22 protein-coding genes, 1 other RNA gene and 1 pseudogene are annotated in these 26603 nt (G+C 43.1%); 12 read left to right on the forward strand and 12 right to left on the reverse strand.

Annotation, left to right across the window (positions count from 1 at the left end):
* Positions 1–17: 17 nt before the first annotated feature.
* From dnaJ to grpE, 3 genes are all read right to left on the reverse strand, one after another.
* Positions 18–1145 carry a molecular chaperone DnaJ gene (gene dnaJ / locus LU351_RS08330; RefSeq protein ID WP_232593605.1) on the reverse strand — a complete coding sequence of 376 codons (1128 nt, stop codon included), beginning with the start codon at positions 1143–1145 and terminating at the stop codon, positions 18–20.
* A gap of 158 nt (positions 1146–1303) precedes the next feature.
* Positions 1304–3241, reverse strand: coding sequence for a molecular chaperone DnaK (gene dnaK, locus LU351_RS08335; protein WP_232593606.1), 1938 nt, complete (start codon positions 3239–3241; stop codon positions 1304–1306).
* A gap of 152 nt (positions 3242–3393) precedes the next feature.
* The gene (gene grpE / locus LU351_RS08340) at positions 3394–3972 is read right to left on the reverse strand and encodes a nucleotide exchange factor GrpE (protein WP_232593607.1); all 579 of its coding nucleotides are present in this window, start codon (positions 3970–3972) and stop codon (positions 3394–3396) included.
* Positions 3973–4241: 269 nt separating this feature from the next.
* Here grpE and recN point away from each other — a divergent pair, with 269 nt between their 5' ends.
* Positions 4242–5933: a DNA repair protein RecN gene (recN, locus tag LU351_RS08345; protein WP_232593608.1), complete on the forward strand. Its 1692-nt coding sequence runs from the start codon at positions 4242–4244 to the stop codon at positions 5931–5933.
* Positions 5934–5971: 38 nt separating this feature from the next.
* Here the strand turns inward: recN and fur are convergent, their stop codons facing one another.
* Positions 5972–6379, reverse strand: a complete 408-nt coding sequence (gene fur, locus LU351_RS08350; protein ID WP_232593643.1) for a ferric iron uptake transcriptional regulator — start codon at positions 6377–6379, stop codon at positions 5972–5974.
* A 75-nt stretch (positions 6380–6454) separates the two neighbouring features.
* Here fur and LU351_RS08355 point away from each other — a divergent pair, with 75 nt between their 5' ends.
* Positions 6455–6907 carry an outer membrane protein assembly factor BamE gene (locus tag LU351_RS08355; protein ID WP_232593609.1) on the forward strand — a complete coding sequence of 151 codons (453 nt, stop codon included), beginning with the start codon at positions 6455–6457 and terminating at the stop codon, positions 6905–6907.
* 123 nt (positions 6908–7030) lie between these two features.
* On the opposite strand, the gene LU351_RS08360 is transcribed toward LU351_RS08355, so the two are convergent.
* Together LU351_RS08360 and LU351_RS08365 are read right to left on the reverse strand one after the other, a co-directional pair.
* Positions 7031–7357 (reverse strand): RnfH family protein, encoded by a 327-nt coding sequence (locus LU351_RS08360; RefSeq protein ID WP_232593610.1) that lies wholly within the window; start codon positions 7355–7357, stop codon positions 7031–7033.
* Between the two features lie 122 nt (positions 7358–7479).
* Complete coding sequence (locus LU351_RS08365; RefSeq protein ID WP_232593611.1) at positions 7480–7944, reverse strand: type II toxin-antitoxin system RatA family toxin; 465 nt, start codon at positions 7942–7944, stop codon at positions 7480–7482.
* Between the two features lie 139 nt (positions 7945–8083).
* On the opposite strand from LU351_RS08365, the gene LU351_RS08370 reads away from it, so the two are divergent.
* The 9 genes from LU351_RS08370 to LU351_RS08410 all read left to right on the forward strand — a co-directional run bounded on the left by LU351_RS08370 (position 8084) and on the right by LU351_RS08410 (position 17102).
* Entirely contained in the window at positions 8084–9502 is a 1419-nt protein-coding gene (locus LU351_RS08370) for a sodium-dependent transporter (RefSeq protein ID WP_232593612.1), read from the forward strand.
* Between the two features lie 129 nt (positions 9503–9631).
* Positions 9632–10978: a sodium-dependent transporter gene (locus LU351_RS08375; RefSeq protein WP_232593613.1), complete on the forward strand. Its 1347-nt coding sequence runs from the start codon at positions 9632–9634 to the stop codon at positions 10976–10978.
* A gap of 128 nt (positions 10979–11106) precedes the next feature.
* On the forward strand, positions 11107–11580 hold the full coding sequence (gene smpB / locus LU351_RS08380) for an SsrA-binding protein SmpB (RefSeq protein WP_232593614.1): 474 nt from the start codon (positions 11107–11109) through the stop codon (positions 11578–11580).
* A 68-nt stretch (positions 11581–11648) separates the two neighbouring features.
* Positions 11649–12284 carry a class I SAM-dependent methyltransferase gene (locus LU351_RS08385; protein ID WP_232593615.1) on the forward strand — a complete coding sequence of 212 codons (636 nt, stop codon included), beginning with the start codon at positions 11649–11651 and terminating at the stop codon, positions 12282–12284.
* A 55-nt stretch (positions 12285–12339) separates the two neighbouring features.
* Entirely contained in the window at positions 12340–13212 is an 873-nt protein-coding gene (locus LU351_RS08390) for a hypothetical protein (protein ID WP_232593616.1), read from the forward strand.
* 93 nt (positions 13213–13305) lie between these two features.
* Positions 13306–13657: a transfer-messenger RNA gene (gene ssrA / locus LU351_RS08395) on the forward strand.
* Positions 13658–13771: 114 nt separating this feature from the next.
* Positions 13772–14665: a replication endonuclease gene (locus LU351_RS08400; RefSeq protein ID WP_232593617.1), complete on the forward strand. Its 894-nt coding sequence runs from the start codon at positions 13772–13774 to the stop codon at positions 14663–14665.
* A 98-nt stretch (positions 14666–14763) separates the two neighbouring features.
* A complete protein-coding gene (locus tag LU351_RS08405) occupies positions 14764–15219 on the forward strand; it encodes a type III secretion system chaperone (RefSeq protein WP_232593618.1) in 456 nt (151 codons plus the stop codon).
* A 50-nt stretch (positions 15220–15269) separates the two neighbouring features.
* Positions 15270–17102, forward strand: a complete 1833-nt coding sequence (locus tag LU351_RS08410) for a hypothetical protein (RefSeq protein ID WP_232593619.1) — start codon at positions 15270–15272, stop codon at positions 17100–17102.
* A 172-nt stretch (positions 17103–17274) separates the two neighbouring features.
* On the opposite strand, the gene LU351_RS08415 is transcribed toward LU351_RS08410, so the two are convergent.
* The 6 genes and pseudogenes from LU351_RS08415 to blaOXA form a co-directional block, all read right to left on the reverse strand.
* A complete protein-coding gene (locus LU351_RS08415; protein WP_232593620.1) occupies positions 17275–17757 on the reverse strand; it encodes a hypothetical protein in 483 nt (160 codons plus the stop codon).
* Positions 17758–18249: 492 nt separating this feature from the next.
* On the reverse strand, positions 18250–21405 hold the full coding sequence (locus LU351_RS08420) for a hypothetical protein (protein WP_232593621.1): 3156 nt from the start codon (positions 21403–21405) through the stop codon (positions 18250–18252).
* A gap of 210 nt (positions 21406–21615) precedes the next feature.
* On the reverse strand, positions 21616–21891 hold the full coding sequence (locus tag LU351_RS08425; protein ID WP_232593622.1) for a hypothetical protein: 276 nt from the start codon (positions 21889–21891) through the stop codon (positions 21616–21618).
* Between the two features lie 503 nt (positions 21892–22394).
* Positions 22395–22912, reverse strand: a pseudogene (locus LU351_RS08430) (transposase); the annotation flags it as partial.
* Positions 22913–23009: 97 nt separating this feature from the next.
* The gene (locus LU351_RS08435; RefSeq protein ID WP_232593623.1) at positions 23010–23357 is read right to left on the reverse strand and encodes a hypothetical protein; all 348 of its coding nucleotides are present in this window, start codon (positions 23355–23357) and stop codon (positions 23010–23012) included.
* 77 nt (positions 23358–23434) lie between these two features.
* A complete protein-coding gene (gene blaOXA, locus LU351_RS08440; RefSeq protein WP_232593624.1) occupies positions 23435–24253 on the reverse strand; it encodes a class D beta-lactamase in 819 nt (272 codons plus the stop codon).
* Between the two features lie 683 nt (positions 24254–24936).
* On the opposite strand from blaOXA, the gene LU351_RS08445 reads away from it, so the two are divergent.
* Positions 24937–26571 carry an FAD-binding protein gene (locus tag LU351_RS08445; protein WP_232593625.1) on the forward strand — a complete coding sequence of 545 codons (1635 nt, stop codon included), beginning with the start codon at positions 24937–24939 and terminating at the stop codon, positions 26569–26571.
* Positions 26572–26603: the final 32 nt, after the last annotated feature.

Raw genomic sequence — 26603 nt, forward strand, 5'->3', positions numbered from 1 at the left:
ACCAGTGCCCAACAGGTTTAGATTTTCATATCACCGAAAAAATTTTTCATGCCCTCAAACCATGTGTTTTGTTTTGGGCTGTTTTTCTCGCCTTTCATCAACCCCTGGAAGTCTCTGAGCAATTCTTTCTGTTTGCTCGTCAGATTCACCGGAGTCTCCAAAACGACTCGACACATCAAATCCCCAGTCGCCCCACCTCGTACAGGCACAACACCCTTGCCTCGCAAGCGGAACAACTTGCCAGACTGAGTACCTTCCGGCACTTTCAACTTGACTCGGCCATCCAGTGTCGGAACTTCTATTTCACCACCCAGGGCTGCGTCAACGAAACTAATGGGCACTTCACAATACAAATTATTACCTTCTCGCTCGAAGATTGAGTGCTGCCTTACCGCAATTTGTACATACAAATCACCACTTGGGCCGCCCTCCGGCCCCGCTTCACCCTCACCGGCAAGACGAATACGGTCACCACTGTCTACACCTGCTGGGACTTTAACAGAAAGGGTTTTCGTTTCTTCTACACGACCACGACCACCACAGCTTCCACAAGGGTCTGAAATGATAGTACCGCGACCATGACATTTGGGGCATGTTTGTTGAACAGAGAAAAAACCCTGTTGCATTCTGACCTGGCCATGGCCTCCACACGTACCACAAGTAATAGGTTTTGATCCCGGCTTCGCACCCGAACCATCACAGGTCTTACAGGTAACCATCGTGGGCACTTTGATTTTAACCGTGGTGCCACGAACGGCGTCCTCTAGATCAAGATCGAGGGTATAACGTAGATCCGAACCTCGCGCAGGACCACCTCGACCACCGCCAGCACGGCCACCGCCAAAAATATCCCCAAAAACATCGCCAAAGATATCGCTGAAGTTACCAAAACCTTGTGCGCCTGCACCGCCAGCCTGCCCTTCCACACCGGCATGACCAAACTGGTCGTATGCCGCACGCTTTTGCGCATCCGACAACACTTCGTAGGCTTCACTGGCTTCCTTAAACTTATCTTCAGCCGCCTTATCATCCGGGTTACGATCCGGGTGGTATTTCATTGCTACTCGACGATAAGCTTTTTTCAGCTCTTTCTCGTCTACGCCACGGTCAACGCCGAGCACTTCATAATAATCACGTTTAGACATGGGCTAGATTTCTGATTTGCGATTGTTTTTCCCAACGGGGGCTTATTCCAGATAGACCAAACGCGGGCAATGCCCGCGTTATGGCGCGTTGTACCCAAATTCGGCATCTGAGCACAAAGTCGGGAGAGCGATTGCTCCCACCAACTCACTCAATCAAATTACTTTTGATCGTCTTTGACTTCTTCAAATTCAGCGTCAACAACACCGTCATCTTTCTTTGGCTGCTCAGCGCCTTGAGACGCTTGCTCTGGGCCACCTTCCTGCTGCTGTTGTGCTGCTTGCTCCGCGTACATCTTTTGAGCAAGAGAACTAGACGCTTCGGTCAATTTAGTGGTTGCTGCGTCCATAGCTGCTTTGTCATCACCTTTAACAGCCTCTTCCGCTTCAGCAATCGCCGCTTCGATGGCAGATTTCTCTTCCTCGGTTGCTTTATCGCCTGCTTCAGTTAAGGTTTTCTTGGTCGCACTGACTAAGCCATCAAGGGTATTGCGCGCAGAAACCAACTCTTCAAACTTCTTATCCGCTTCAGCATTTGCTTCGGCGTCACGTACCATCTTATCGATTTCGTCATCACTCAAACCAGAAGACGCTTTAATCACGATGGATTGCTCTTTACCCGTGGCCTTGTCTTTTGCGCTAACGTTCAAAATACCGTTGGCGTCGATGTCAAAAGTCACTTCAATTTGAGGCATACCGCGCGGCGCAGGTGGAATATCCGCCAAGTCGAAACGACCCAAAGATTTGTTTTGTGCCGCTTGCTTACGCTCACCTTGAACAACGTGAATAGTTACCGCTGTTTGATTGTCTTCGGCGGTTGAGAATACTTGCGATTTCTTGGTAGGAATCGTGGTGTTTTTCTCAATCAACGGGGTTGCAACACCACCCATGGTTTCGATACCGAGCGTCAATGGACTGACATCAAGCAACAAGACATCTTTAACGTCACCAGCCAATACCGCACCCTGGATGGCAGCACCCATGGCAACCGCTTCGTCTGGGTTAACATCACGACGCGCTTCTTTTCCGAAGAATTCAGCCACTTTTTGCTGAACCATTGGCATACGGGTTTGACCACCGACCAAGATAACATCGTCAATGTCAGATACAGAAAGATCGGCATCTTTCAATGCCGTTTGCACCGGCACGATGGAGCGAGTTACCAATTCTTCTACCAACGATTCCAACTTGGCGCGAGTCAATTTAACCACCAAATGTTTTGGCCCCGTTGCATCTGCAGTGATGTATGGCAGATTCACTTCGGTTTGCTGGCTAGAAGACAATTCAATCTTGGCTTTTTCTGCCGCTTCTTTTAAACGCTGCAGAGCCAATGGATCGTTATGAAGGTCGATGCCATTTTCTTTTTTGAATTCGTCGGCCAAGTATTCGATCAAACGCAAATCGAAATCTTCACCACCTAAGAAGGTATCGCCGTTCGTGGCTAACACTTCGAACTGATGCTCACCATCAACGTCTGCGATTTCAATAATGGAAATATCGAAAGTACCGCCACCTAAATCGTAAACCGCAATGGTGCGATCACCTTTGGCTTTGTCCATACCATAGGCCAATGCCGCAGCGGTTGGCTCGTTGATGATACGCTTTACATCCAAGCCCGCGATACGCCCAGCATCTTTAGTGGCTTGACGCTGTGAATCATTAAAATACGCAGGAACCGTAATAACTGCTTCGCTTACGGTTTCGCCAAGATAGTCCTCGGCGGTTTTCTTCATTTTTTTCAATACTTCGGCGGAAACTTGAGGCGGCGCTTTTTTATCGCCTTTCACTTCTACCCATGCATCGCCGTTGTCTGCACCTACAATGGTATAAGGCACCATTGAAATGTCTTTTTGCACAACATCGTCGGTAAATTTACGTCCAATCAAACGCTTAACGGCGAATAACGTATTTATTGGGTTGGTAACTGACTGGCGCTTGGCACTTTGCCCAACCAAAATTTCACTGTCATCGGTGAACGCAACAATTGATGGGGTAGTGCGATCACCTTCGGCGTTTTCGATTACCTTGGCTGCATCGCCTTCAAGGACAGACACACAAGAGTTCGTTGTGCCCAAGTCGATACCGATAATTTTGCCCATTTCCTATCTCCGAAAATCTTAACTTTTGAAAACTGAGTCGGTGTTATCGAGCGGTATCACTGGATGTCCCGCTCTCGTTCTCACTGTCTTGCTGTGTATATTGGCCCGTGGGGTTTGATTTCAAGGCCATTCAACAAGAAATTTACTGATTTTTAACCAGCGGATTTACTCACTACCACCATGGCAGGACGCACTAATCGACCATTTAATGTGTAGCCTTTTTGGAAAACTTCAATCACGGTGCTCGGCTCAACATCTGGATTTTCGATCATGCTCATAGCCTGATGAAGTTGCGGATCAAACGGCTCTCCAGCAGGGTCCACTTGCTCAACGCTATGGCGCTTCAATGCATCCACTAACGTTTTGTACGTTAGCTCAACCCCTTCCAAAACAGGCTTGAGAGACTCATCGTCTTTATTGATAGAGGCTGTCGCACGCTCTAGGTTATCCGCAACACTCAACATGTCGCCGGCAAACTTTTCTAACGCAAATTTATGCGCTTTCTCTACATCCTGTTGAGCGCGACGACGGATATTTTGTGCCTCAGCCTGAGTACGCAAAAGCTGGTCTTTCAATTCAGCAACTTCATCTTGTAAAGCCTGAACATCAACTGCCTCTTCCACACCAAGCTCTTGCTCTACTTCCACATCTTCTACGGATTCGACCGCTTCTTGTGGGTCTTGTGCTTTTGCATCCAATTCTTCTTGAGGTTTTTGCTCTTCGTTAGACACCTTTCACTCCGATTATCTAAACCATAATTCATCATCAGTTGGCAGGAAAAATGCGTCAATTTCTCCGCATTAGCCCCCCAAAATTCTGCCTGTTATATGGGGACATCGATATTACATTCAAGAGTCTCTCTTCCTCATTTTGCTGAAACAACAACCAACCTTACTCCATAAATATACCGACAAACGGTGGAACAACAGCAAAAATTACTGTATAAAAAGACATGCATTGATCTAAAAATAGACTCAACATCACACACGGAGCGCCCACTGTGCTAACCCACTTGAGCATTCACAACTTCACATTAGTGAAATCACTGGAACTCGAAATCCAACCCGGTATGACAGCGGTAACGGGGGAGACAGGTGCAGGAAAATCCGTTTTACTAGAAGCCATTGGCTTAACCCTTGGAGATCGGGCTGATGCAGACCGCATTCGAGCTGGAGAGCAACGTGCCGATATCAGCGCCCAATTTGATGTGTCTCAACGCCCAGCGGTACAGCAATGGCTTAACGATAATGATCTTTCTGTCGATAATGAGTACGCGGATAAAGAATGTTTAGTGCGCCGAATCATTACTCAGGAGGGGCGATCTCGAGCCTATATCAACGGTCAACCTGTGACCGCCTCTCAACTCAAGGCCCTTGGCAGCCAGCTGATCGACTTACACAGCCAACATGCTCACCAGGGCCTTCTACGCAAAGAAACCCATGTAACCTTACTGGATGAATTTGGACAGCACACTGCCCTTGCACACAGCGTGGCCAAAACCTGGGCCACATGGAAAGATCTAAACTCAAAATGCAAGATCATCGACCAAACCCAAGCAGAGAATCAAGAACGACTAACACTGTTGGAAGAACAGCTTCATGAATTGGAACTACTCAACTTACAGGAGAATGAATTAGAAGCGTTAGAAGAGGAACAAAAGCGCCTCACGACCATAGAGTCGACGTTGCACAGCAGTTATCAGCTTGCCAACCTCTGTGCAGGGGAAGACCACAGCATATCCGGAGCACTTCATAACGCATTACACATTCTCTCAAATATCCCTTACAAAGATACTCATCTGTCCGAAGCAGAAAGCCTCCTCCTTAACGCGCAAATTCAAGTACAAGAAGCTCACCAAGAAATAGAGCGCCATATCAACTTCTGCGACCTAAGCCCGGAACGCTTAGACTTTGTCGAAGAGCGATTGTCCACAATCTATGAGTGCGCGCGAAAACACCGCGTGCAACCTCATCAACTGGACCAACTAACCCAGGAGCTGGCCCAAGAAGCCACCCAGCTTCGAGACAGTGATGTCAATTTAGAATCACTGACAAAAAAAACCCAACTCTGCTACGAAGAGCTCACTCTACAAGCCTCAAAGCTGAGCAAGAAGCGCGAAGCAGCACAAAAGCACCTGTCTAAGTCCGTCAATCAACTCCTTAAAGAGATGAACATGATGAACGCCCAGTTTGAGATCACCCTAAATCACCAAGACACTCCCGGAAAAGAAGGGTTAGAAGAAATTGAATTTTTAGTCAGCACCAACCCTGGGGCCGCCGCAAGACCATTGGCCAAAGTGGCTTCTGGCGGTGAGCTTTCTCGTATTAGCCTTGCCATTCAGGTGGTGACCGCCAATGCAGTGCAAGTACCGACGATCATTTTTGATGAAGTGGATGTGGGGATCGGTGGCGCCACGGCTCATGTGGTAGGACATTTACTACGGCGCCTTGGAGATCGTACCCAAGTACTGTGCGTCACCCATCTTGGACAGGTAGCCGCCAAAGCTCATCACCACCTTCGAGTCAGCAAACACCAAGTTCGCCAGAGCACAACCAGCACGTTAGAGTCTTTACAGGGCGACACAAAAGTAACCGAAATTGCCCGTATGCTCAGCGGCAATGAAACAGAGCAGTCACTGGCTCACGCGAGGGAGATGCTCGAATTGGCCGAATATCAATCTCGGCCTAATTAACTTAAAACGAGCTAACGTTGAACAAATTATCCAATACGCTATTTTTTCGAACGAACATAAAGTACCAAACTGTGGCCTTCCAAATTAAAACCGTGGCTTGCAGCAATTTCTTCCTGTAAACGCTCAATTTCCTCGTTGTGGAACTCAATCACTTCGCCAGTGTCCACATTTACCATATGGTCATGATGGTCGCCACGGTCTAATTCAAATACGGAATGCCCACCATCGAAGTTATGTCGCTCAACCAAACCTGCGGTTTCAAATTGAGTTAAAACTCGATAGACCGTTGCCAAGCCGACATCTTCACCCGCATCCATTAATGACTTAAATACATCTTCAGCGCTTAAATGGCGCTGCTCAGAGGTCTCCAAGATTTGCAAAATTTTTACTCTCGGCAGGGTAACTTTAAGACCCGCCTTTCTAAGCTCTTGATTTTCCACCCTAATACTCCCCAGAATCTGTGCAGTGCGATAAAAGATCAGGTATTATCGCGATTTGATTTGTGATGTGGAACCCCTGCTATGCGAAAACCGAATCGACCTTATTTAACACTCTTCGCCGCAGCCGCTTTGTTAGCGTTAGGCACAGGTTGTTCCTATTTGAAGTTCCCTGGCGTGTATCGAATCACCATTCAACAAGGCAACGTGGTTACCCAAGAAATGGTAGACCAACTTGAGATGGGAATGACTAAGCGACAAGTGCGCTATGTACTAGGAACGCCACTGATTGATGACCCCTTTAATCATGACCGCTGGGATTACTACTACAGTTTCGTTAACCCAAGAGGGAAAACCTATCAGCGCAGCTTATATGCACTGTTTGAAAATGATCAACTAACACACGTTCACGTTAGCGATGAGTACACTCTGCCTGAAAATTTACAACCAAAACTTAAGACGCCACCGAGTAATAAACCTAATGAAATGAAAGAAATGGGTGAAGAAGCTCAAGATTCAATCGCCGCCGGTAAATAACATCCACAACCAAAGAAGCTCATTCACCTAAATAACAAGCAAGTCACTTTAAATGGCTTGCTCGCCCCATTAAAACAAAAAAGAAAGCGAAAAAGCAGAATAAGTAACAAAAAATCTGTGAAGTTACTGCTTAGAAGCCGCCTCAGCCTTCGCTGCTCGCCTACGCCGAACCTCTTTCGGATCTGAAATCAACGGACGATAAATCTCTACCCTGTCACCGTGGTGAAGAATATGCTCTTTGGCTGTTTTTAAACCCTTCGTACCCAATGCCTGTCCAAATATACCCATTTTCGCTGTCGCTAGATCAATTCCAGGAAATTCTTTTTCTATGCCCGAACGCTCAACAGCTTGCAGTGCGGTTGTACCGGGGTCTACTAATAATGAGATAATTCTCTGCTTGTCTGGCAGAGCATAAGCAACCTCCACCGTAATCATTTCTATATCTGACATCGTCGCTTACCGATTCATCCTCTGTTTGTCACTTTCTTATATGCGTAGCTTATGAGTGTCGCTTTCTATCTACTTACCACTCCCTCTATTTTACCACCCCAGGTGTATTTTATAGGCACCACCTAGCCATAAACTTGCTTAGCACGTTTACACAGAGCGTCAACTTGCTTATTCGCCATCAACTCAAACCATTTTCCCGCTGCCATTGCCAATAAACGGCTTTTGAATTCAAACGACAATACTAAAGACACCTTACACGCCTCTTCGCTCAGTGCATGAAATTGCCATTGTCCCACCAGTTTTTTAAATGGCCCCTCTACCAACGTCATGGTCATCTCATACGGACCCCTCAGTTGATTACGGGTGATAAAACTGTGCTGAATACCCGCCTTGGCCAAGGTTAATCGTGCCTCCAGCCAATTTTCACCCAATTGAAGTACTTTTGCCTCGATACATCCATCCATAAATTGCGGGTATTTCTCAATATCATTGATCAATGCAAACATTTTTTCGCACGAATAATGAACAAGCGCACTGCGATTAATTTGAGTCACATGAATTCCAATACGTCTATCTACAAAAGCCATACACTGCACGGCCATTTAAGACATCGATTTTAAAAGCCCAATAAAGTGATGCCAAGTAATAGTGCAGGACAGAAAAGGACAGCATTCTGCAAAACTGATAGTATCCGGGCCAAATTATTATGATATTAACGAGGTAGTTGTGACAGCAAATCGTGAACAATTCGGCTCGCGCTTAGGGTTTATTCTCGCCGCCGCAGGCTCTGCCGTCGGTATTGGTAACTTAGTCGGCTTCCCAGTTAATGCCGCTAAAAATGGGGGCGCCGCATTTTTATTGCTTTATGCCATCTTTGTGTTTTTTATCTGTTTGCCGGTTATGATGGCTGAGCTAGCCGCAGGGCGAAATAGCCAAAAGACGCCTCTGGGAGCATATCGACATTTTTCCAATAACCATAAGGGCTGGTCCATCGCCGGATGGCTTTCTCTGATCACCCCTTACATGATTGCTGTATTTTATTCCGTCATTACCGTCTGGATACTCGGGTATTTTGTTGCGATCTGTATGGGTAATCTACAAGCGCTCACTTCACCGGAATATTTCGGTACATTTATCAATAGCGGAAATATTTTTGTTTATCTTATCGTCATCACTCTGTTTGTTGGCGTGATTCTGTACTCAGGCGTTCAAGATGGTATTGAGCGAGGCGCTAAAATTATGATGCCGTCTCTATTCATCATGTTGATACTATTAGTTTTCTTTGTATTAACCCGCGAAAATGCCATGGCTGGGGTGAAATACTATTTGATTCCTGATGTTTCCAAGATCACACCTCAAGTAATCAATAGCGCAATGGGGCAAGCGTTTTTCTCCCTATCCCTTGGAATGGGTATTTTAATTACCTACGGTTCGTATATGGATCGAAAAGCAAACATTTCTGGCTCCGCAAAAATGATTGCGCTTGCCGATACCGGCGTAGCCTTCACTGCAGGTTTAATGGTATTGCCAGCCATTTTTTCTTTTAATCCCAACACCAATACCGCCGAATTGTCTGACTCATCTGTATCTCTGATTTTTACTTTCTTACCGAAAATTTTTCTCTCAATGCAAGCATCCGTCGGCTATGTTGGCGCAAGCATTGTGGCTGCCGTCTTTTTCTTATTGGTGTTTTTCGCCGCACTTACCTCACTGGTTTCCATCATTGAAGTCCCTGTTTCCGGGCTGATGGATCAAAAGTGCTACCCCCGCAATAAAGCATTGGCTATTGTAGGGGCAACCATGGTTATTGTTTCCATTGCCTGTGCCGTATCATTTGGCATGGTGGATTTCTTCACCAATTTTATCCCCTACGGCGGCCAAAACAAATCCTTTTTCGATTTAGTCATTGATGTGTTTTACGACACAATTTTACCTCTTAACGGGTTCCTAATCTGTTTATTGGTGGTATACCGGTGGAAAAAACAACAGCTTAATGCCGAGCTAGAGACAGGAAACACCCAATATCGCAACTCACTATTAGAGCGATACACCAATTTCGCCTTGGGTACATTTATACCAGCCATCCTATTGCTGGTGTTCATTAATACGGTATTGAATAAATTCTTCAGTATCTCTCTGATTTAACAGACCAGCATGACTGCGTTGTATTTTTTAATTACCCGAGCGTATCGGTACATCAATACAACGCCAAGTGCACTTTCACCCCATTTTTATTACAACAATTTTTATTACAACAAAAAGAGCTACTGACTCATGGCCTCCAGAGAACAATTTTCGTCTAAAACAGGGTTTGTTATGGCTGCGGCGGGGTCCGCTATTGGACTTGGAAATATTTGGGGGTTCCCTACCCAAACCGCCAGTAATGGTGGCGCAGCCTTTGTAATGATGTACTTCTTGTTAGCCTTTTGCCTGGCCTACCCAGCCCTGATGGCTGAATTAGTGATTGGTCGTCATGCACGCGCTAACATTGTTACCGCTTTACGCCATGTCGCCCCAAGCAAACCCACCCGCTTCCTCGGAACCTTTATCGGTGTTTATGGGGTGATCGTTGCCAGTCTGATTTTGGCGTTCTACGGTATCGTTGCAGGGTGGATGATGACCTACCTTGGCGCCTCAATAACAGACCTTTTCCAATGGAACGAAGCCAGCCAGTGGCTAACCAGCTTTGGCTTTACCCGTAATATCATTGCCATGGGTATTTTTATGGTGCTGACCATCGCCATCATAGCCAGCGGTATACAAGGAGGCATCGAGCGCTGGTCGACACGCCTAATGCCAATGCTTATGCTGATCTTAGTCGCCCTTATTCTCTATGTATTAACACAAGATGGCGCTAAAGAAGGGTTGAAGGTGTATCTCATCCCTGATTTCAGTCAGATCAAACCAAGCTTGATTTTGGATGCCATGGGGCAAGCCTTTTTCTCATTGTCACTTGGGGTGGGAACCATGTTGGTGTACGGCTCCTACTTAAGTGACAAAGAAGACCTACCCAAACTTGGGGCCATTGTCACACTAACAGACTCAGGAATCGCCTTTATTGCTGGCTTGCTGATCATACCCGCCATTTACGTAGCTCAAGCCCATGGCACTTCCATCTTCTCTGAAAGCGGCACTCTCATCGCGGGGCCAGATTTAATATTCCAGGTACTTCCTTCCCTCTTTAACTCTATGGGGGGAATCGGCCCTTATGTAGCCCTGGCTTTCTTCATACTGATGACCATTGCCTCACTCACCTCCTCCATTTCTATGCTGGAAGTACCGGTATCTCTGGCCAGCGAAGAAACCAACGCCACACGTCGCCAAGCAACCTGGTTAATTGGCGGAGTTATTTTTGTATGCTCCGCCCTAATTTTACTTAACTTCGAATTGCTGTTTACACTGGTGATTGATTTCACTACGGTTTATAGCCAACCCTTGCTCGGCGTCTTACTGTGTGTCTTTGTAGGTTGGATCTGGCATCGCAATAGCTTGCTGAATGCATTAAAAGCAGGCTCACCTCACCTAGAACAATCCCTGTTTTGGAAGATCTGGCCTGTGTATGTGAAATTCTTTTGTCCGCTCCTGATCTTAGCGACCTTTATTCAAAGCATTATTGGCTAAAAAACAAACTAATCGGGCAGCATTGTGTTGCCCACCCTTTCACAGCCCTAACCAACCGCCCGCATAAATTATAACCCTGTGCATTTTCTCATACCCATTCAGCAGCTTACTCGCTATAATCCGCCGCCATGGCTAAGAAACCGAAAAAAATCAGCAGTAACACCATTGTCCAAAATAAACGCGCACGCTTTGACTATCATATTCATGAAAAGATCGAGGCGGGCTTAGAGCTGCAAGGCTGGGAAGTCAAAAGCTTACGGGCAGGGAAGGGCCAATTAGTCGACAGTTATGTCATCTTTAAAAATAGTGAAGCTTGGTTATTAGGGGCACTCATTCAACCACTTCAATCAGCCTCAACTCATTTTGTTACTGATCCAACCCGAACACGCCGCCTACTCTTGCATCGTAAAGAGCTCAGCCGACTTCAAGACGCCATCTCACAAAAAGGTCACACTGTTGTCGCTTTATCACTATATTGGAAGAAGCACATGGTAAAATGCGAGATCGCAGTTGCCAAAGGGAAGCAGCTTCACGATAAACGTGATACTGAGAAAGAACGTGACTGGAATCGCCAGAAACAACGTCTCATGCGGAACGATTAAGGCAAACTTGCGGTCTTTACTGTGCTCATAAGTAGATTCAGTAAAAGAGACTCAGGCGACTCAGCATCATGAAATCTGATTTTTGGAACCAAAAATGGCAGACGAACGATATTGGTTTCCATCAAGACCACGTTCACCCTGCTCTCATCGACCACTGGCCGGAACTCCCCGCCCAATCGGAAGTTCTCGTTCCTCTATGCGGAAAAAGCAAAGACATGATCTGGCTTGCCGACCAAGGGTTACGAGTAACAGGAATTGAACTTTCTGAAATTGCTGCGACCGACTTTTTTAAAGAAAACACACTCACCTTTGTCAGTAACACCCACGACGGATTCACCGAATACCGTTGCGTCGAAAAATCGATCACATTATTTGTGGGAAATTTCTTCAATTTTCGTCATACCATCAAATTTGATGCCTTGTATGACCGTGCCTCTTTAATTGCCCTCCCCGAAGAAATGCGTGAAGACTATCTCAATACCTGTAAATCGTTACTGCATGACAGTGCCTTCAAAATGGTAATCACCTACCATTACGATACACGAGACATGACGGGGCCTCCGTTCTCCATCTCTAACTTGAGTATGAAGCGCTACTGGCCCTCATTGCAACTCTGCAACTCATACAATATGTTGACGCAATCTTCTCCATTTCCGCAAAAAGCTTTTGCTTATTTTAATGAAGAGGTGTGGCGGTCAGCTTAAACAGTATTATTACAAAATGACCGCTTGCCGATACTCTTCCCATCAACAACCTCGAATGACCAAGCGACTCCTTTTTATCGCTTTTTTATTCAGCCTGTACGCAACACCCACACTCGCCTGCAAACCCCAAACTGAATTAGAAAAAACCTACTGTAACATCCAGGCCAAAAGCCCCAACTCATTACCTAACCTGCAAGACTTTCGCAATAACAATCCCAAGATGCAAAGGCTTCTCTTGAAACGACATGCAGAGCGACTTGGAATAGCACTTCCCAAAGCCCCACTCCCAAAAAGTAAAACCCGCAATAATAGCCAAAAACCCAAAGCCGCCCCCTCAATCAACTTTACACCACAAGCTAATAAAATTACTCCGCCAAAAACAAACGCATTAAAAACAAGTGCATCAAAAACAAAGACAAGAAAAAACGAACACAATCTCACAGACTGTGTATTGAAAAAAAGGGCAATTCACTGTCAAAGGGGCAGCATATTTAAACGCTACCCGCTAACAACAAACCTGCAAAATAAGGCACTCAATAGCGGTGCGCTTGGAAAACAAAATCAGCTCACTTTAAAACCCGCCCCAATCAATAAAGACGAACAACGCCAATATTTACAAGACGCTTACACAATTTACATTCAAAAAATGTTATCGATTGGATTGGGAGCCTCGACAATGAGTTTCACCAAATTTACACACACATTTTTGCAAAGCGAAAGAAACTCAGGAAAAAAAAACACCCCTTTTCATGAACGCACTCAGCAAATGTTTGAGTTTTTAAAAAAGGATAAAGCCAACATTGGCGTTAAGAGCACTTACACATCCGCACTGCCGAAAAATATTGACCAATGCTTTCCACTAAACAGCAATATCATTGTTTGCGATAACATCACCACCAACTGGGTTTTCTTTGCCCAGAACAAATAAAATCCCACACCAGCGCACGAAGCCCTTGCATTCCAAAAAATACTCGCTAACATTGTTGGCTTAGGTTAGTTGTGCTGAGTATTTCTCAGCTCCGGGGGCGATTAGGATTCGACGCCGGTGACAAAACCTTAAGTGCATGTGGTGATGGCAGCCAATCACCTTAATCCAAAGCTGCATCTGAATAGTCGCAAACGACGATTCTTACGCTTTAGCCGCTTAAGGCTAACGGTCGATAACAAGGTGCCTGTACCGCGTTTTCGCCCGTCATACAGAACAGGATCGCAGCAAAATCTGCCTGGGGTGGAGCTGTTAAACTCTTATCAGGATCGCTCTTTTCGCCCTGCCCGTTGGGCCGCTAAGAGTTAAATCAATAAACGGATCTAAACATGTAGATCTTAAGGCGGAGCGCTGACGGACGCGGGTTCAAATCCCGCCGCCTCCACCAAATTCCGGGGTAGTCACCGACCACCTCAGACCGCTACAGGCCACGGATGACGAGGCCTGCAGCGAAAACCCCTCTCATGAATATCTGGTCAGTGGCGGTCAGAATAAGTCCCTTTTGGGTCATTTTTCCGTCCAAATTGGCACGGATTCGTCACAAGCTTTTGAGCTTGCCTCCCAAAAAACCTCCCATTTCGGAACCCCAGATTGCCATCGCTTTCGAAAGAAGATTTTCGAACGTAACAATCTCTTTGCGCTTCCACTTGCTAGCGCCTACAAACGCATTGCTGAAGACAGCGATCACGTTCAAGCCAATATCAATTTGCGCCAGTGGGATGAGCGCCTCAACATTCATGATTTCAACGTTTCCATGGATGATGACGCCCTTCAAACCTTCGCCGAAAAACGCGCCAAACAATGTGAGGACGTAAAAACGTTTCTCAATAACGATTGGTATGAAATTTATGGGCGATGCGCTGAATTAGTCGAGCTGTATACTCTACAACCATCCACACCGGAACAACATCAAGACTGCATCAGTGCCTGCGTTAACCGTATGTGCTGTAAAAAATGGTGGTCACGACAATTACGCTGTTTGCGCAAACACACTATTGAATCTTTTTCACGAGATATTGGCATCGTTCGTTCAGGAAAACACTGCTATGCCAGCCCCTATGCCAAACACAGCTATTTACAGCAACGTGCAAAAACCGAGCAGTATTTAAATTCGCAACATTTAGTGAATGAAAATGGCGAACGGTTTTCATTAAAAGAGCTTCACGACAGATCCGTTTCCAACCCGGATATGCGTCGGGCTGAACTCATGACGCGAATTAAAGGCATTGAAATATTGGCTCAAAAAACCATATTCCGAAAATTTACAATGGAAGCCTTTAGAAAAGCAGCCATTCTTTGTCTTTCTCTAGAGTCTCTTACAGGGCTCCCTAGCAATAATCATATATCGCTAAAAATCTTGACTATCGCTTTGAGCATTTTCGGTACTAGTTATTAGAATTTCGCAAAACGCAAGAAAGATTTCTTTATCTATCAACTCCATGAACTTGGAGATTTTAAGTACGTAAATACGATTTAATTGCTAGGAAAGTATCAATGGCAAAACAATTTGAAAACTTAATGGAAAAGCTCGCCAAACATTTGGGTGTTACCACAGAGGTAAACTTAACAAGTCCTGTTGAGCTAAATATTGAGGGAATCATATTCACAATATACTACGAAAATGGCTCAGGTCATGACGGTATTATTCTCAGCGCCTCACTCGGCTCAATCGAGAAACATGCCGAATTGTTTATCTATCGCGCATTACTTGAGGGTAATCTTTTTTGGTCCGCGACGGGTGATGCAACGCTGGGAGTTAACTCCGATACCCAAGAGGCGTTCCTGGCTTACAAAATGCCAATGGATGATTTTGATGGTGAGGAGTTGGCGACCATCAGTGCACATTTTTTACAAATTGCCGAGAATTGGAAAAGTTTTATTGCTGAGGCCAATATGCAAACAGAACCCACGACCACGATCAACACAGACAACGATTTCCTTCGCGTGTAAAGCCCGAGGGATATAACACACTAAGAAATCAGAAGATTGAGTAAGAAATTATGACAATCCCTATCCCAGCACATAGAGCAAGAGCCTCAGAAGCCCAGAAACAAGGGCTTATTGATATCACCCGTAATAACCCTAAACCTCCGCAAGCGAAAGGCCTAGAACGATTGAGCGACCGGATTAAAGACATAGGCTATATTTCGGGGAAGGTAACTCTCGGTTTGGCTTTGGCTCCTCCCGCGTTAACACTGATCGCAGGCGCTTATGTTGGCAGCAAGGCCTTGATGCTGCCCGTTTTAGGAATGGCCAAACTCGCAGATGCTTTCCGTGATCTTGGTAGTAAGCAAGCGCAAGTCAAAAACTTGCATAGTCAGCTTGGAGCGCCGATGGAGAATGGAATCTTGAGCAAAAACGTTGACACACCAAGCGGCCAAAAGTCGATTGCAGATATAATGGAGAAATACAGAACCGACCTGAACAGCAAGGTCTCAGCGAACGAAATGAAGACGTATATCAATATGGGGGAAAGAATTGTATCCAGGTTAAATCAACTCAAAGATTATAATGGTGGACCCTTGGTAATGTCTGAAGTCGGTGTAGATGAAACCGTTTCACCAAATCTGGATAGTGCACGCGCAATTTCATGGTTTCTACAAGCGAAGGCCGTTAAGGATAACGCAGATAACAGTCATGAGGCTATTCTACTCAATCGCGGTAGTATGCTAATGGAAGACCCTGATGGAAAGTTATTTAAGTTTCTTAAAAGTGCTCCCAATACTTACGGCAGGGCGTCAACACACTTTAACGAACGATCAGAAGAAAAAGCGTACTTTCGTAACACAGGGTTAGCAGGTGGCGTAATTAATCTACCAAATCGCATTAAAAATGCTTTATCTAATTCTGGAAAACCACTCCAAGCCGCTCAGCTCGGCATCGAAGATTTTAGTAGCAAGTTTCCCTCAGGCAAAGGGTGCTTGCTCTTCAATAAACTAGAAGATCAGGACAATAACAATCAGCAGCAGCTTTTTATGAAATGGGAAACGGCTGGCATGCCCAATTTCATCAATCCAACAGGCACTCATGCCGACCCAGAGTCCGGCTTCACCGGTAAGATTTACAATCGCTTCGGGGCATTTGATCGATGTATCCAACATACGTTTAATTTTTTGAAGTTAGGTCGCTCAGGAGGAAGATGGGGTATACACCGAGAAAATGTGCATAAAGGAGAGCCTAAGGATTTGTACAAACGTTTCGGAGATGTCATGAAATCGATCGAAACTAGTCAAGGTAAACATAAAAACTGGTCAATGAATTTAATCGCAGAAGCAAAAATCAAGGGTATAGATTTTATCTTAGATGTGCTGGAAGGGCTAAGAGACATTGACATAAATAAAGGACTGCCTATCGATCGTTTAATTAAAGAGATTATAGGTTTCAAGGATCGACAGGGTAAGGATTTAGGCATTCGGCGCAAAGGTGCAGAGGTTCATGTTCAGCTAGATGATGCCGACCCTCAACAAAAGCAGCTTCAAAGAGTAATGCAAGACCATGAGTCGTTCGTCACCGAAGTCAACGAACATCTAAGTCAAGGAATTCAGCAAAATGAAGCAGATAATTTTATTAAAATTATTGGCGAGCGTATAAAACACTGGGTAGATTTTTATGAAAACAGTGAAAACCCTGAAACCTTTGAAACGATAATCACACAAACTAATGAGTTGAACGAACTAAAAGGCGCACTTAAAGCAAGTGAGTTACAAAAGCAGTCAACTGTAGAGCCAGTTAAAGAAAAACGCCAAGGAGCCGCTGAGGAATTCCTTAAAACCGCAATTTCGGAGATAGATGAACGCCAAAGTAAATGGTCAAATTTTGGGTTAGATATTTGATACTTCCAGTGAAGGTCTAGAACACTGACATTTTTTGTAAGGATGACCTCAGTTGACACACAATAAACATATTAAATGTGTCAATTAAGGTCTAGAGAATCCCAAATAAGAGTACCCATATGCCATACCATAAAAATGGTAGTGTCATATTATGAAGATGAAAATTCGTAACTTATACCCACAATATCGAACTATCCATAAAAGTTTCCCGTATTTCCCCTTGCTTTGCATTACTATCACTTATTAATGTGTTAAGCCTAGATTTAGCACTTTCACAATCCAATAAAAAATCATTAATTAATGACTCAAATGTATCAATGTTAAGTTCAGCCTCACCCAAGTCCCTCACAAGATACACGATATCTTCGTCTGAGACATAACTCCACTTTAAATGTGGAGCATGAAAACCAGTAATATTCTCAGACAGTAGAGAGCAAATCACAGTCATTTTATCTTCCTTAATGTTTACGCCAAGATCGGATATTTGCCCATACATCCTCACATAGCCGTACTCATCAAATGTACTGAAACCAAAGTCTACTTTCCCGTCTACCGATAGAAATACATTTCCTTTTTCGTTTAGCACGAGATCCCTAATTGAATATTTTTCACCTATTGCACTTAACAATAGGTTTAGTTCGTATCTTATTTCCATTAAATTAGCTCTTAAAATTAATAACAACTCATTAGCTAGAGGTGCGTCTCTATAATATTTTCGATGTAGTCATAGAGATCGCAATACAGGTGTAAAGCTTGAGTTACTTGGGGTAACCAATCGTGTCATAACACTTCTATTAGTGTCTGAAATCGGTAAATCACTATGCTATCAGCGCTAACTAACTAATTGAGCATACTGGTAAACGAATTCATCTCTACCACCTTCTTTTGCATTTTAGATGAGCGGGCTACACATTCACTCTCCATGTTTTTTGGATTACCCATCTACCCCACAACTTTAATGTCAAATTCTTCGCTCCAAAAAATGAATGAACGACTGTCTGAAACCAAGCACCAACTGCAAAAAATTTTCTTTGAAGGCATGCTTACTGCATGGCATTCAAAAAATTTCTGTTCAAGAGGGTAAAATACGCACCTCTTATTCTCCAGCTTACACATTACTACCAAGATGCCGGAATAATTAGCTCTTTCACCCTTTCAAAGCTTTTTCTAAAGCATGAATCTCATTGCTTAAGTCTATAACTGTCTCAGTTTTAGAACTATTTGGTGAACCTTGCTGTACACTTTGATTCTGCATAAAACCTATCAGGCCATCGGTATAATCATATATAAATTTTTCCGGTTGCGAAGCCGACCAATTTTTATCTGATTCTGCCTGTGGTTTTGCCTTTGATTTTAATATATCAAGCGCCATTATTAGAACATCATTGCAATTTTTATCACGCTTCTGTTTATGTTTAATAACGTTTAATACATCAATCCCTTCAGCACCATTAAACAATAATTTAATCACATTATTTTTAACCTTATTGCCAAATTTTTTTAAGCTATCATCGTTTAATATGTCCCTAAAAATCTCAAGTCTGTATTCGACCGGCATTTCTCCTACTTTTTTATAAAACAAGTTGATTTCTTTATTATCTACATACTCATCATCTTGATCTGAATCAAGAATTCCTTTACTCCATTCCTTAATTATAGTTCTTTCAATTTCAGTCGCCTTACCATCCCTAATTCCGGAAATTGCTTCCATAACAACATTCTTTAACAAGAGATAATCTTCTACAACAGTTCTATATCCAATAACTTCAAGAGCCAATTTCGCATAAGAAACTACAATGTTATGTCTATTTATATGAATAAAATCTAGATATTCTTTTGCTTTGTTGCTATCACTGCCTTTGTAAAACGCACTAAAGTGCTCAGCAAATTGTACGAGATCTTTTTTTTCATTAGGCTTTAAATTTTCATCACTATTAATGCAATGTTTTATTTTCTCAATTGGGAGGCTGAATCCTTCAGTTGGAATAATATTAAGTATTTTTGCCAAATGCCTTTTAGAGCAGTCAATATCTTCAGTGACTTCTAAAAATGCCTCTGTCTGTTTCATAATATCCGGACCTTGCTCATCACAATCACTAATGTTATCACCAAACTCACCATATAGGTGCCCTACAGCAAAAAACTGCTGAAGAATATCTGCCTCGCTTTCATTACCTAGGTTGATTCTCACATAGTAATTGTCTTTGTAATCCTGAGCCTCTAAGAAGGAAGATTGTAAAAAACCAAAACTATCACGACGCTCAACAATTTTGTTAAACTTGAGATAGTTTAAAAGCATGTCGGATTTATCTGCTAACAATACAAAAGGTAAACCGTTGATATAAATTGAACCTTCCCCAAGTGTATTAGCACAATATTTATGCATAAATTCAGAATTTTTACTCGCATGTTTAATTAATTCAAATTCACTATCCGCTGCGGTTTTTAAAAAATGTGTCATCAGTTGTGATTCTGGCTTCTCCATTTTTGCTAGAGATTTACTACCAACATCAACAATATCTTCTAGTTCAGTCCACTTATCAGTTCCGTTATTAATAATAGTAATAGCTCCAGCTTTTACTTTTCCAGTGCCCAGAGAAGGGTATTTTTGATAGCTCTGGCACAAAATAATATTAAGCTTTCCTTCGCTGATTTCATCCTTCATCTTGCTCAGGAGATCGTCTAGATCATTAATGTTTTTCTGTATTGTCGAATCTAATATTAAGGTAACACTCTCTTGACTCTTGCATTTTTTCTTTACCTCACTTATTAGTTTGTCATCGTCTCTTTCTTCAATAGGTGTACTGGAGTTTAAACATGAAATAATTATTGGGCTATCTATATCAGGGTTTGCCATTTTTTCCAAAAGCATATTTACTTCAAAATAATTTACGTTATAAAATGACTGCGGTGCTTCCTCACTAGAATTATGAAACTTGTTTGCATAGTAAATTGCTGAACTTAATGCATCCATTCCACTTGCACGCATTTTTGTCGACATTTTACAGCCCGCCATAGATGGCAGCCTCACTCTATTTAGTTCAGCAGAAGCATTATCAAAATCTTCATCTGTATATGGCTTATCAACTGTTAATAACATATCAATCTCTTCAATTAATATGCCAACACCTCTTGCGAACTCCTGAGGGGATTGCACGCAAGTGGCCAAATAATCTACCATAACCTTAATACCTGAAAGAGCCTCATTAATCAATGGATTTTTATTTCTATTTATATCCGGAAGCCCGGTCACAATATTTAAAACCATATTGGCCATAGGCTTTAAAGGTGAATCATTATCAACTGAATTCAATTTTTGAATATTTTCTGATTCTTTTATAGCTTTCATTGAATTGTTATTATTAATTTCTTCAATATCTGGAAGTTCAAGTGCTGAATTTTTCGATAGGTATTTAGTCGCTTGACGAATAGAAGGTGTTAGTCCAAAGAGGGGAATGATTTCTTTTTTGAATACCTCCGACGGTTGTTTTTTTGAATCACCATCATCTATCTTTCCTTTTCCTTTATCGAAGCAAAGAATACATAGTCCAGGCTCAATCTCAAAACAACTCTTAATTTTAATTTTGGATAAAAATCCACCTTTTTTTGACATTACCTCTAATTTATCTTTTGCCTCTTTTGAATTTACAAATACATAATCCTCGCCGAAAGAAACTTCAGAGCTTTTTCCGTAATCTTTGCGTACTTTGTCGTATAGTTTACCATAGACATCCTCAACTGCTTCTGTCTTCTTATCACGCAAGTAAGGCGTTGATAAGTTATTTGTTAATCTTAACCCAATCCTTTCCATCTTATTCGATGTTCCATTTTCAGGAGAAGAGGTTAGCCTGCCATAATGATCAATCTCTGAAATAAGATTACCATCGTCTTCTTTGCTACCTTTAAATACTTTATCTGCCATCCGAGTGAGCATCACTCGCCTTTGGTCAGAAAAGGTTTCTCCATCCTCATCATTTAAAGCTTCTTTTCCTATTTTATCTCTAACCCTAGATGTATCTCCAGGATTCAATGTTGGCCCAATTTTAAAATTAGTTACTATCGTACTAGATCCGTTAATTGATGGTGATACGGCTGTGCCTTTGCCTAATCTCGGGCCTTCAGTATTAGTTGGATTTGACATCAATCGGGGTTTTTCCACGTTCGCGCTCTTAATGTCACTGCCGCTTTGAACTTTTGCCCCCTCTAAAGGCGTCGTTTTTTCAGTTGCTTGCGTTTGGTTAACATCTGATCCTGAATTTGATGGCCTTGGTGATTTTTTAGCTGATGGATCGATTCCTGACATTGGAGTTACTCCTTTTTATTAACTTGATAATGAATATTTGTTACCTCTACCGGCCATTTTGCGATTTCAGCTCTTGGCACGCTTCACTAAGCTCTTCTAAGCAAATGGTTTTAGCCTTAACCGCGATTTTTATAGCGAAATCCGAATTATTTAGAATATGCTATGCACCGTAGAAGTTAATTGCTCGTTTCAAGATAACCAATATATAAACTAGTTCTGGGTAGCAATTTCTTCTGTGCTCTTAACCGTTTGTTTGTATAATTCTGCAATTTTTTCTACATCATCTTTGTAATAGCCATTCGCATCAAAGCGTAGAAGATCCGCACCGATATTCAAAACTTGAATCATCGCAGCCGGGAAACTTTTTGTTTCTGCAATTATTTCTTCTTGTGTCGCTTCACGTACACCACCATTAGAATCCACCCTTACACTTGCAGAACCAAACATCCAAAGTTCGTTCGTTGAATTATTCGATACCCCATCCATTCCACTTCCCCTCTCATTTCGCAGAAAATAAAGTCGGTACCCCACATTCTGAGCACCTCCTCTATGAATACCGAAAGCTAAGGAGAAGTCTGTCACTTAAGTCATTGATTAACGATCACACAAAAACGTGCTATTAATTGGTCTTTTACTTCTAATGAGTTTCACAAGAAAGTGATAACAGATCGAGTGACATCTATGAATAAACTGCTCACTAAAGGATGGCCTTTCTCATACCCACAAGTGGTAAACCGACTCAGAGTGAGAACGATAAGGAGGGTGACGAGGTATAGGAAGTATAAACCACCTTTTTGCACTTCTTGTGAAGCACCATACCCGAAATCCCTTCTCTCGTTTACCGTTCAAATCCCAATTTTCGCCGTCGGAACAACCCAAATCGCTCTAATGAGGTGCGGCTTGGCAGCAAAGTCTCTAGCTGATGGTTCGCTGGATGTAAGTTGCCCCACCGGCCGCTGTGAAAGCTGGCAGTGTAGGCTTTGAAGTCGTTAATAAAATAGACGGCTCTGAGATGGGTCGAACAGGTTGGGGACCAGCGGTGGCGCTCGCTCTCGCGGCAATTCGTGCTGCTTGGCAGCATCCGTCTTGGCTGCTTTCTGCTTAAGATGCTTGAGAATCTGTTCAATCACCTTCGGGTCTTCAATGCTGGCAATCACTTTGACCTGACCGCCGCAGTGTTCGCAGACTTCGATGTCGATGTTGAAAACTCGTTTGAGACACTGCATCCAAGTCATGGCACGATGTCGCTCTGCAAGGCTTTTGTCATGCCAGTCGGTATCGAACGGTTCTGGGTCGGGCTTCTTGCCGCGCTTGGCCGGTATGATTTGAACACGGTGTTTGCTGTTCGGTGCGAAGACTCCGTGGAATCGTGTGAGGTTGACTCGCAGCTTGGGTACTAGCGCGGCCAACTTGGCAAAAAGCCCAGCGGCTCAAAGATCACATGGGTCGTGCCATTGCGATACGGTGTTTTTAGTTCGTAACGCACTTGTCCATTGGCGGTCAGTGATGCGGCTACCCAACTTGTTTATTCAATAGAAACACTGAACAATCTACACGACTATATCTAGAGCTTATTCTGCACTTGCATAGATGCCATTAAAACATTATGGAATAGAATCATCATAGTTGAAGGGTTTATTATCGCTGAGGGTGGTATAGCAATATACATCTGCACCTCCCAGGTTTTTTGTATAAATTGGTTGATCGAGTTTCTCATGGTGAGGCTCCCAATTGGGTTTTAATTTTTCCAAATGCGCTGCTCCTACGATAACAATCACATCTTTAATAGTGGGGAATTTAATTAGGTTTTTTTTAATATTTTCATTAATAGCCTGAAATTGCCCGTTGTGGCGCTCTATACTGAATGTGGGCTCCTTATTATCAAACGCAACAACAACTTCAGAGTGACCACATCTAAAAAGACTTTCTAGTACCACACTGATATTGGCCATTTGCTCAGAAGCGGCAATGCATGATTAACTTGATGAATTGTGTTAATTCAAAATAAACCTGTTTAACCTTCAAAGCTTCAGCTCGAAATGGCAGAGTGGTTAGGCATAAGGGCACCAATAGAAATAAGTACTTCTTTAACAATTGCCTTACGCTTATACAAATCTTTAAAGCCATTTGGGGTATCGATATTTAAAGCAAAATAGACTGGGCCTGTTGGCCACTCAACCCAACCTACCCACCAACCGTAGCGACCTTTCCACCCCGTTTTTGCACGTAAAATCCAGTTACTGCCAGCGGCGTCTACCATGACATCTTTTAAAAGAAGTTGATGCTCTTTTTGAAAAGGAAGTTGATTTCGATACAGCTTTTTTAAGAACGCAACTTGCTCATACGCCGAAATGGCAAGATTTCCTTCTACCCAGTAAGCCACCTGCTCTGAGCTAGGGTCCATATTTCCATAATTTATTCTTTGTAAATAACGTTGTGCTTTTTCTTCACCTAGTTTTTTGGCAAAAATTTCGTAAACCCAAAGTGCAGAATTCCTCATTGCGGATCGAAGATTTTGATCTTGATTATGCAACTCAAAACTTCTTTTCACACCATCCCATGGAAATACCTGAAACTCATCTTTAATTAATCCGGCATCTAAAGCAAAAAGGGTATGAGGAATTTTGAAAGTCGAAGCAGGGGAGTAACGCTTGCTTGCACGCACTCTGTTATAAACACCGATACTCCCCGAAGAATAACGATCATCAACAACCAAAATCGTTCCGGACGTGTTATATTTATCAAAAAATGCTTTCCATTCTGCCTTCTCTTCACCTTCTTTCTGGGCAAAGACATCAGAGACCATAAATATCGACATTAAAACAAAAATTAAATATTGAACCTTCACCCACCGCATCTCCATTAATAATCAGATTTAAAATGGTTGGTATCACAATTTTAGCATCACGATGATTAGCACCACCTAAAAGCTAAGCCCCCATGGCACAATCCGAATAAAACTTAACCAACCAACACAATATACCGTACAATCTCTTTCCCTCAAAAAATACTGTTTATAAAAACAGCATCAATATGGTATTATGAATTCATAAACCGTATCTCAAACCAGCTGTAAGGCAGCTTATCTGAAAAGCCGGCTATTTGAACTGAGCTTTTGTTGTTACCTGTGAATTCTTTTTTATTAAAGCAAGAGAAAAGAAGCGTCAGCTTAGAATTTATAATTTCTGAAAAAAGATTTTTTTAATACTTAATGTTTAAACTGTGTGAATTTTAAACATTACACTTGTAATCACAGCGTCTGAAATTTGTCTTGATGAATAGTAACTTTGGATTTGAACTTACACCCATATCAGTACCCAAAGAGATCATTAACCGTGTAGACAATTTTATACGCTTAATTTTTGTTAATTTGTTGAACAGTATTGGAAATATCCTTCATAATAAGGGTACAGAATGCGAATAGGCCTCATTTTTTAGCTCTGTTTCTTTGTTTGTATCTTTAAGTAGTTATGTGTTTGGCGTGTTATTTTAAACGCCAATGATTACCCTACAGTTTTCCCGGAATTCGTCATGGCTGACAATATTACTCGTAGTGTCTTGTTGTCTGGATTGTGTGCATGTGGGTTACTCTTTTACGGCTGTTATTCAGTGGGCATGTTTGGCCCTGTGTTTAAAAACGTGTGGGGTACAGAAATCGTTGAGCCTGAATTTTATGCAAACCCAAGCGCCATTGAAGAATTAATTGAGATTGTCATCGCTGCAGAAGATGCCGGTAAACGAGTCCGTATGACAGGCTCCGGCCATTCCCCTTCAGACATCGCCGTTACCAAAGAAGTTTTATTGTATCCACCTTTGTTGACTGGGCCACTGGAGTTGGACAATTCACAACTCCGCAACCCTAACCTACCCAACATTGCTCGCGTTAAAAGTGGCACCTCTTTAAGAGATTTAAACACGTACTTTGAAGGCATTGGTATGGCGTTTCCCAACTTGGGAGGCTGGGATGAGCAAACCATTGCCGGCGCAGTAATGACCGCAACCCATGGCTCGGGTTTGGACTACGGCCCAATTGAATCCACTGTGCTCAGTATGCAAGTCGTCAGCAATGGTGGTGAAGTATTACAAATTGAACCCACCCAAGGCATTACAAATCCACATCGATTTTCTGGCTTTTTGCCAGAAAACCCAGACATCCCCGTTCGTCTTATTCAAGATGATGAAACTTTCCAAGCAATGAAAGTCAGTATCGGTTCAATGGGGATTGTGTATTCCTATATTTTACAATTAGAACCTGCCTTTTGGATAAACGAAAACCGCACTCTGACCACCTGGAGTAACATTACCTCAAGCGATGGATTTTTAACCCGATTAGTAGAAGGCCGACCTCTGAATCCTGGCGGCACTGAGCCGGATTACTACGAATTGCAGGTTAACCCTTACCCCACTGTACAGAGCCCTGAGCATCACTCTAGCCAGCGTTCTGATTATAATGTTCTACTCACCCAGCGCTGGAAGTCTTACTCACCACTTCCGGTTGATCGTCAACGGGCCGTACAAGGTTCAGAAATATTGCAAGCCATCGCGGTTGCGTTTCAACCGGTGGTGGAAGGCGCCATCAATTTAGCCCCTCAAATTGCCAGTTCAACCATTGATACGGCTTTACGCACGCAAGTTGATGACAGTTACACTAATATCAGCCACCGCGTGTTTAACATTGGTTTAATTAATCGTACTGAAGTCTATGCCATTGAGATCGCGTTTACTCTGGATGATATTATTCCCGCCATGGAACGCCAATTTGAATTAGTGGCGTCACTCAAGACCCGCAACATTGTGCAATCCGCCCCGGTGGCTATTCGCTTTGTAAAACCCTCTGATGCCCATATCGCCATGATGGAAGGCCGTGCAACTGCCATGATGGAATTAATTAATCTGCAAGGGTTGTATGGTGTTGATACGTATTTTCAACAACATCAACAGGTGATGTTTACCGAGTTTGATAGCCGTCCACATTGGGGCCTGGATTTAAATTACTTCCAAGGTGAAGACATGCCCCGTAACGTTTACCCACGCTGGGACGATTGGCGACGGCTCTATAATCAATTCAATGCCAAGGGAACATTCAATGGGAAAGTAACAGATCGGCTCGGTATTTCCGTTGCGGATACGGTAGATAATGCCAAAAATCATCATGTGATTAACTAGCAAATTACACGCTTGTCGTTTCATCGCCCAGC

This window comes from Marinibactrum halimedae (assembly GCF_021234875.1).
Classification (GTDB): domain Bacteria; phylum Pseudomonadota; class Gammaproteobacteria; order Pseudomonadales; family Cellvibrionaceae; genus Marinibactrum; species Marinibactrum halimedae.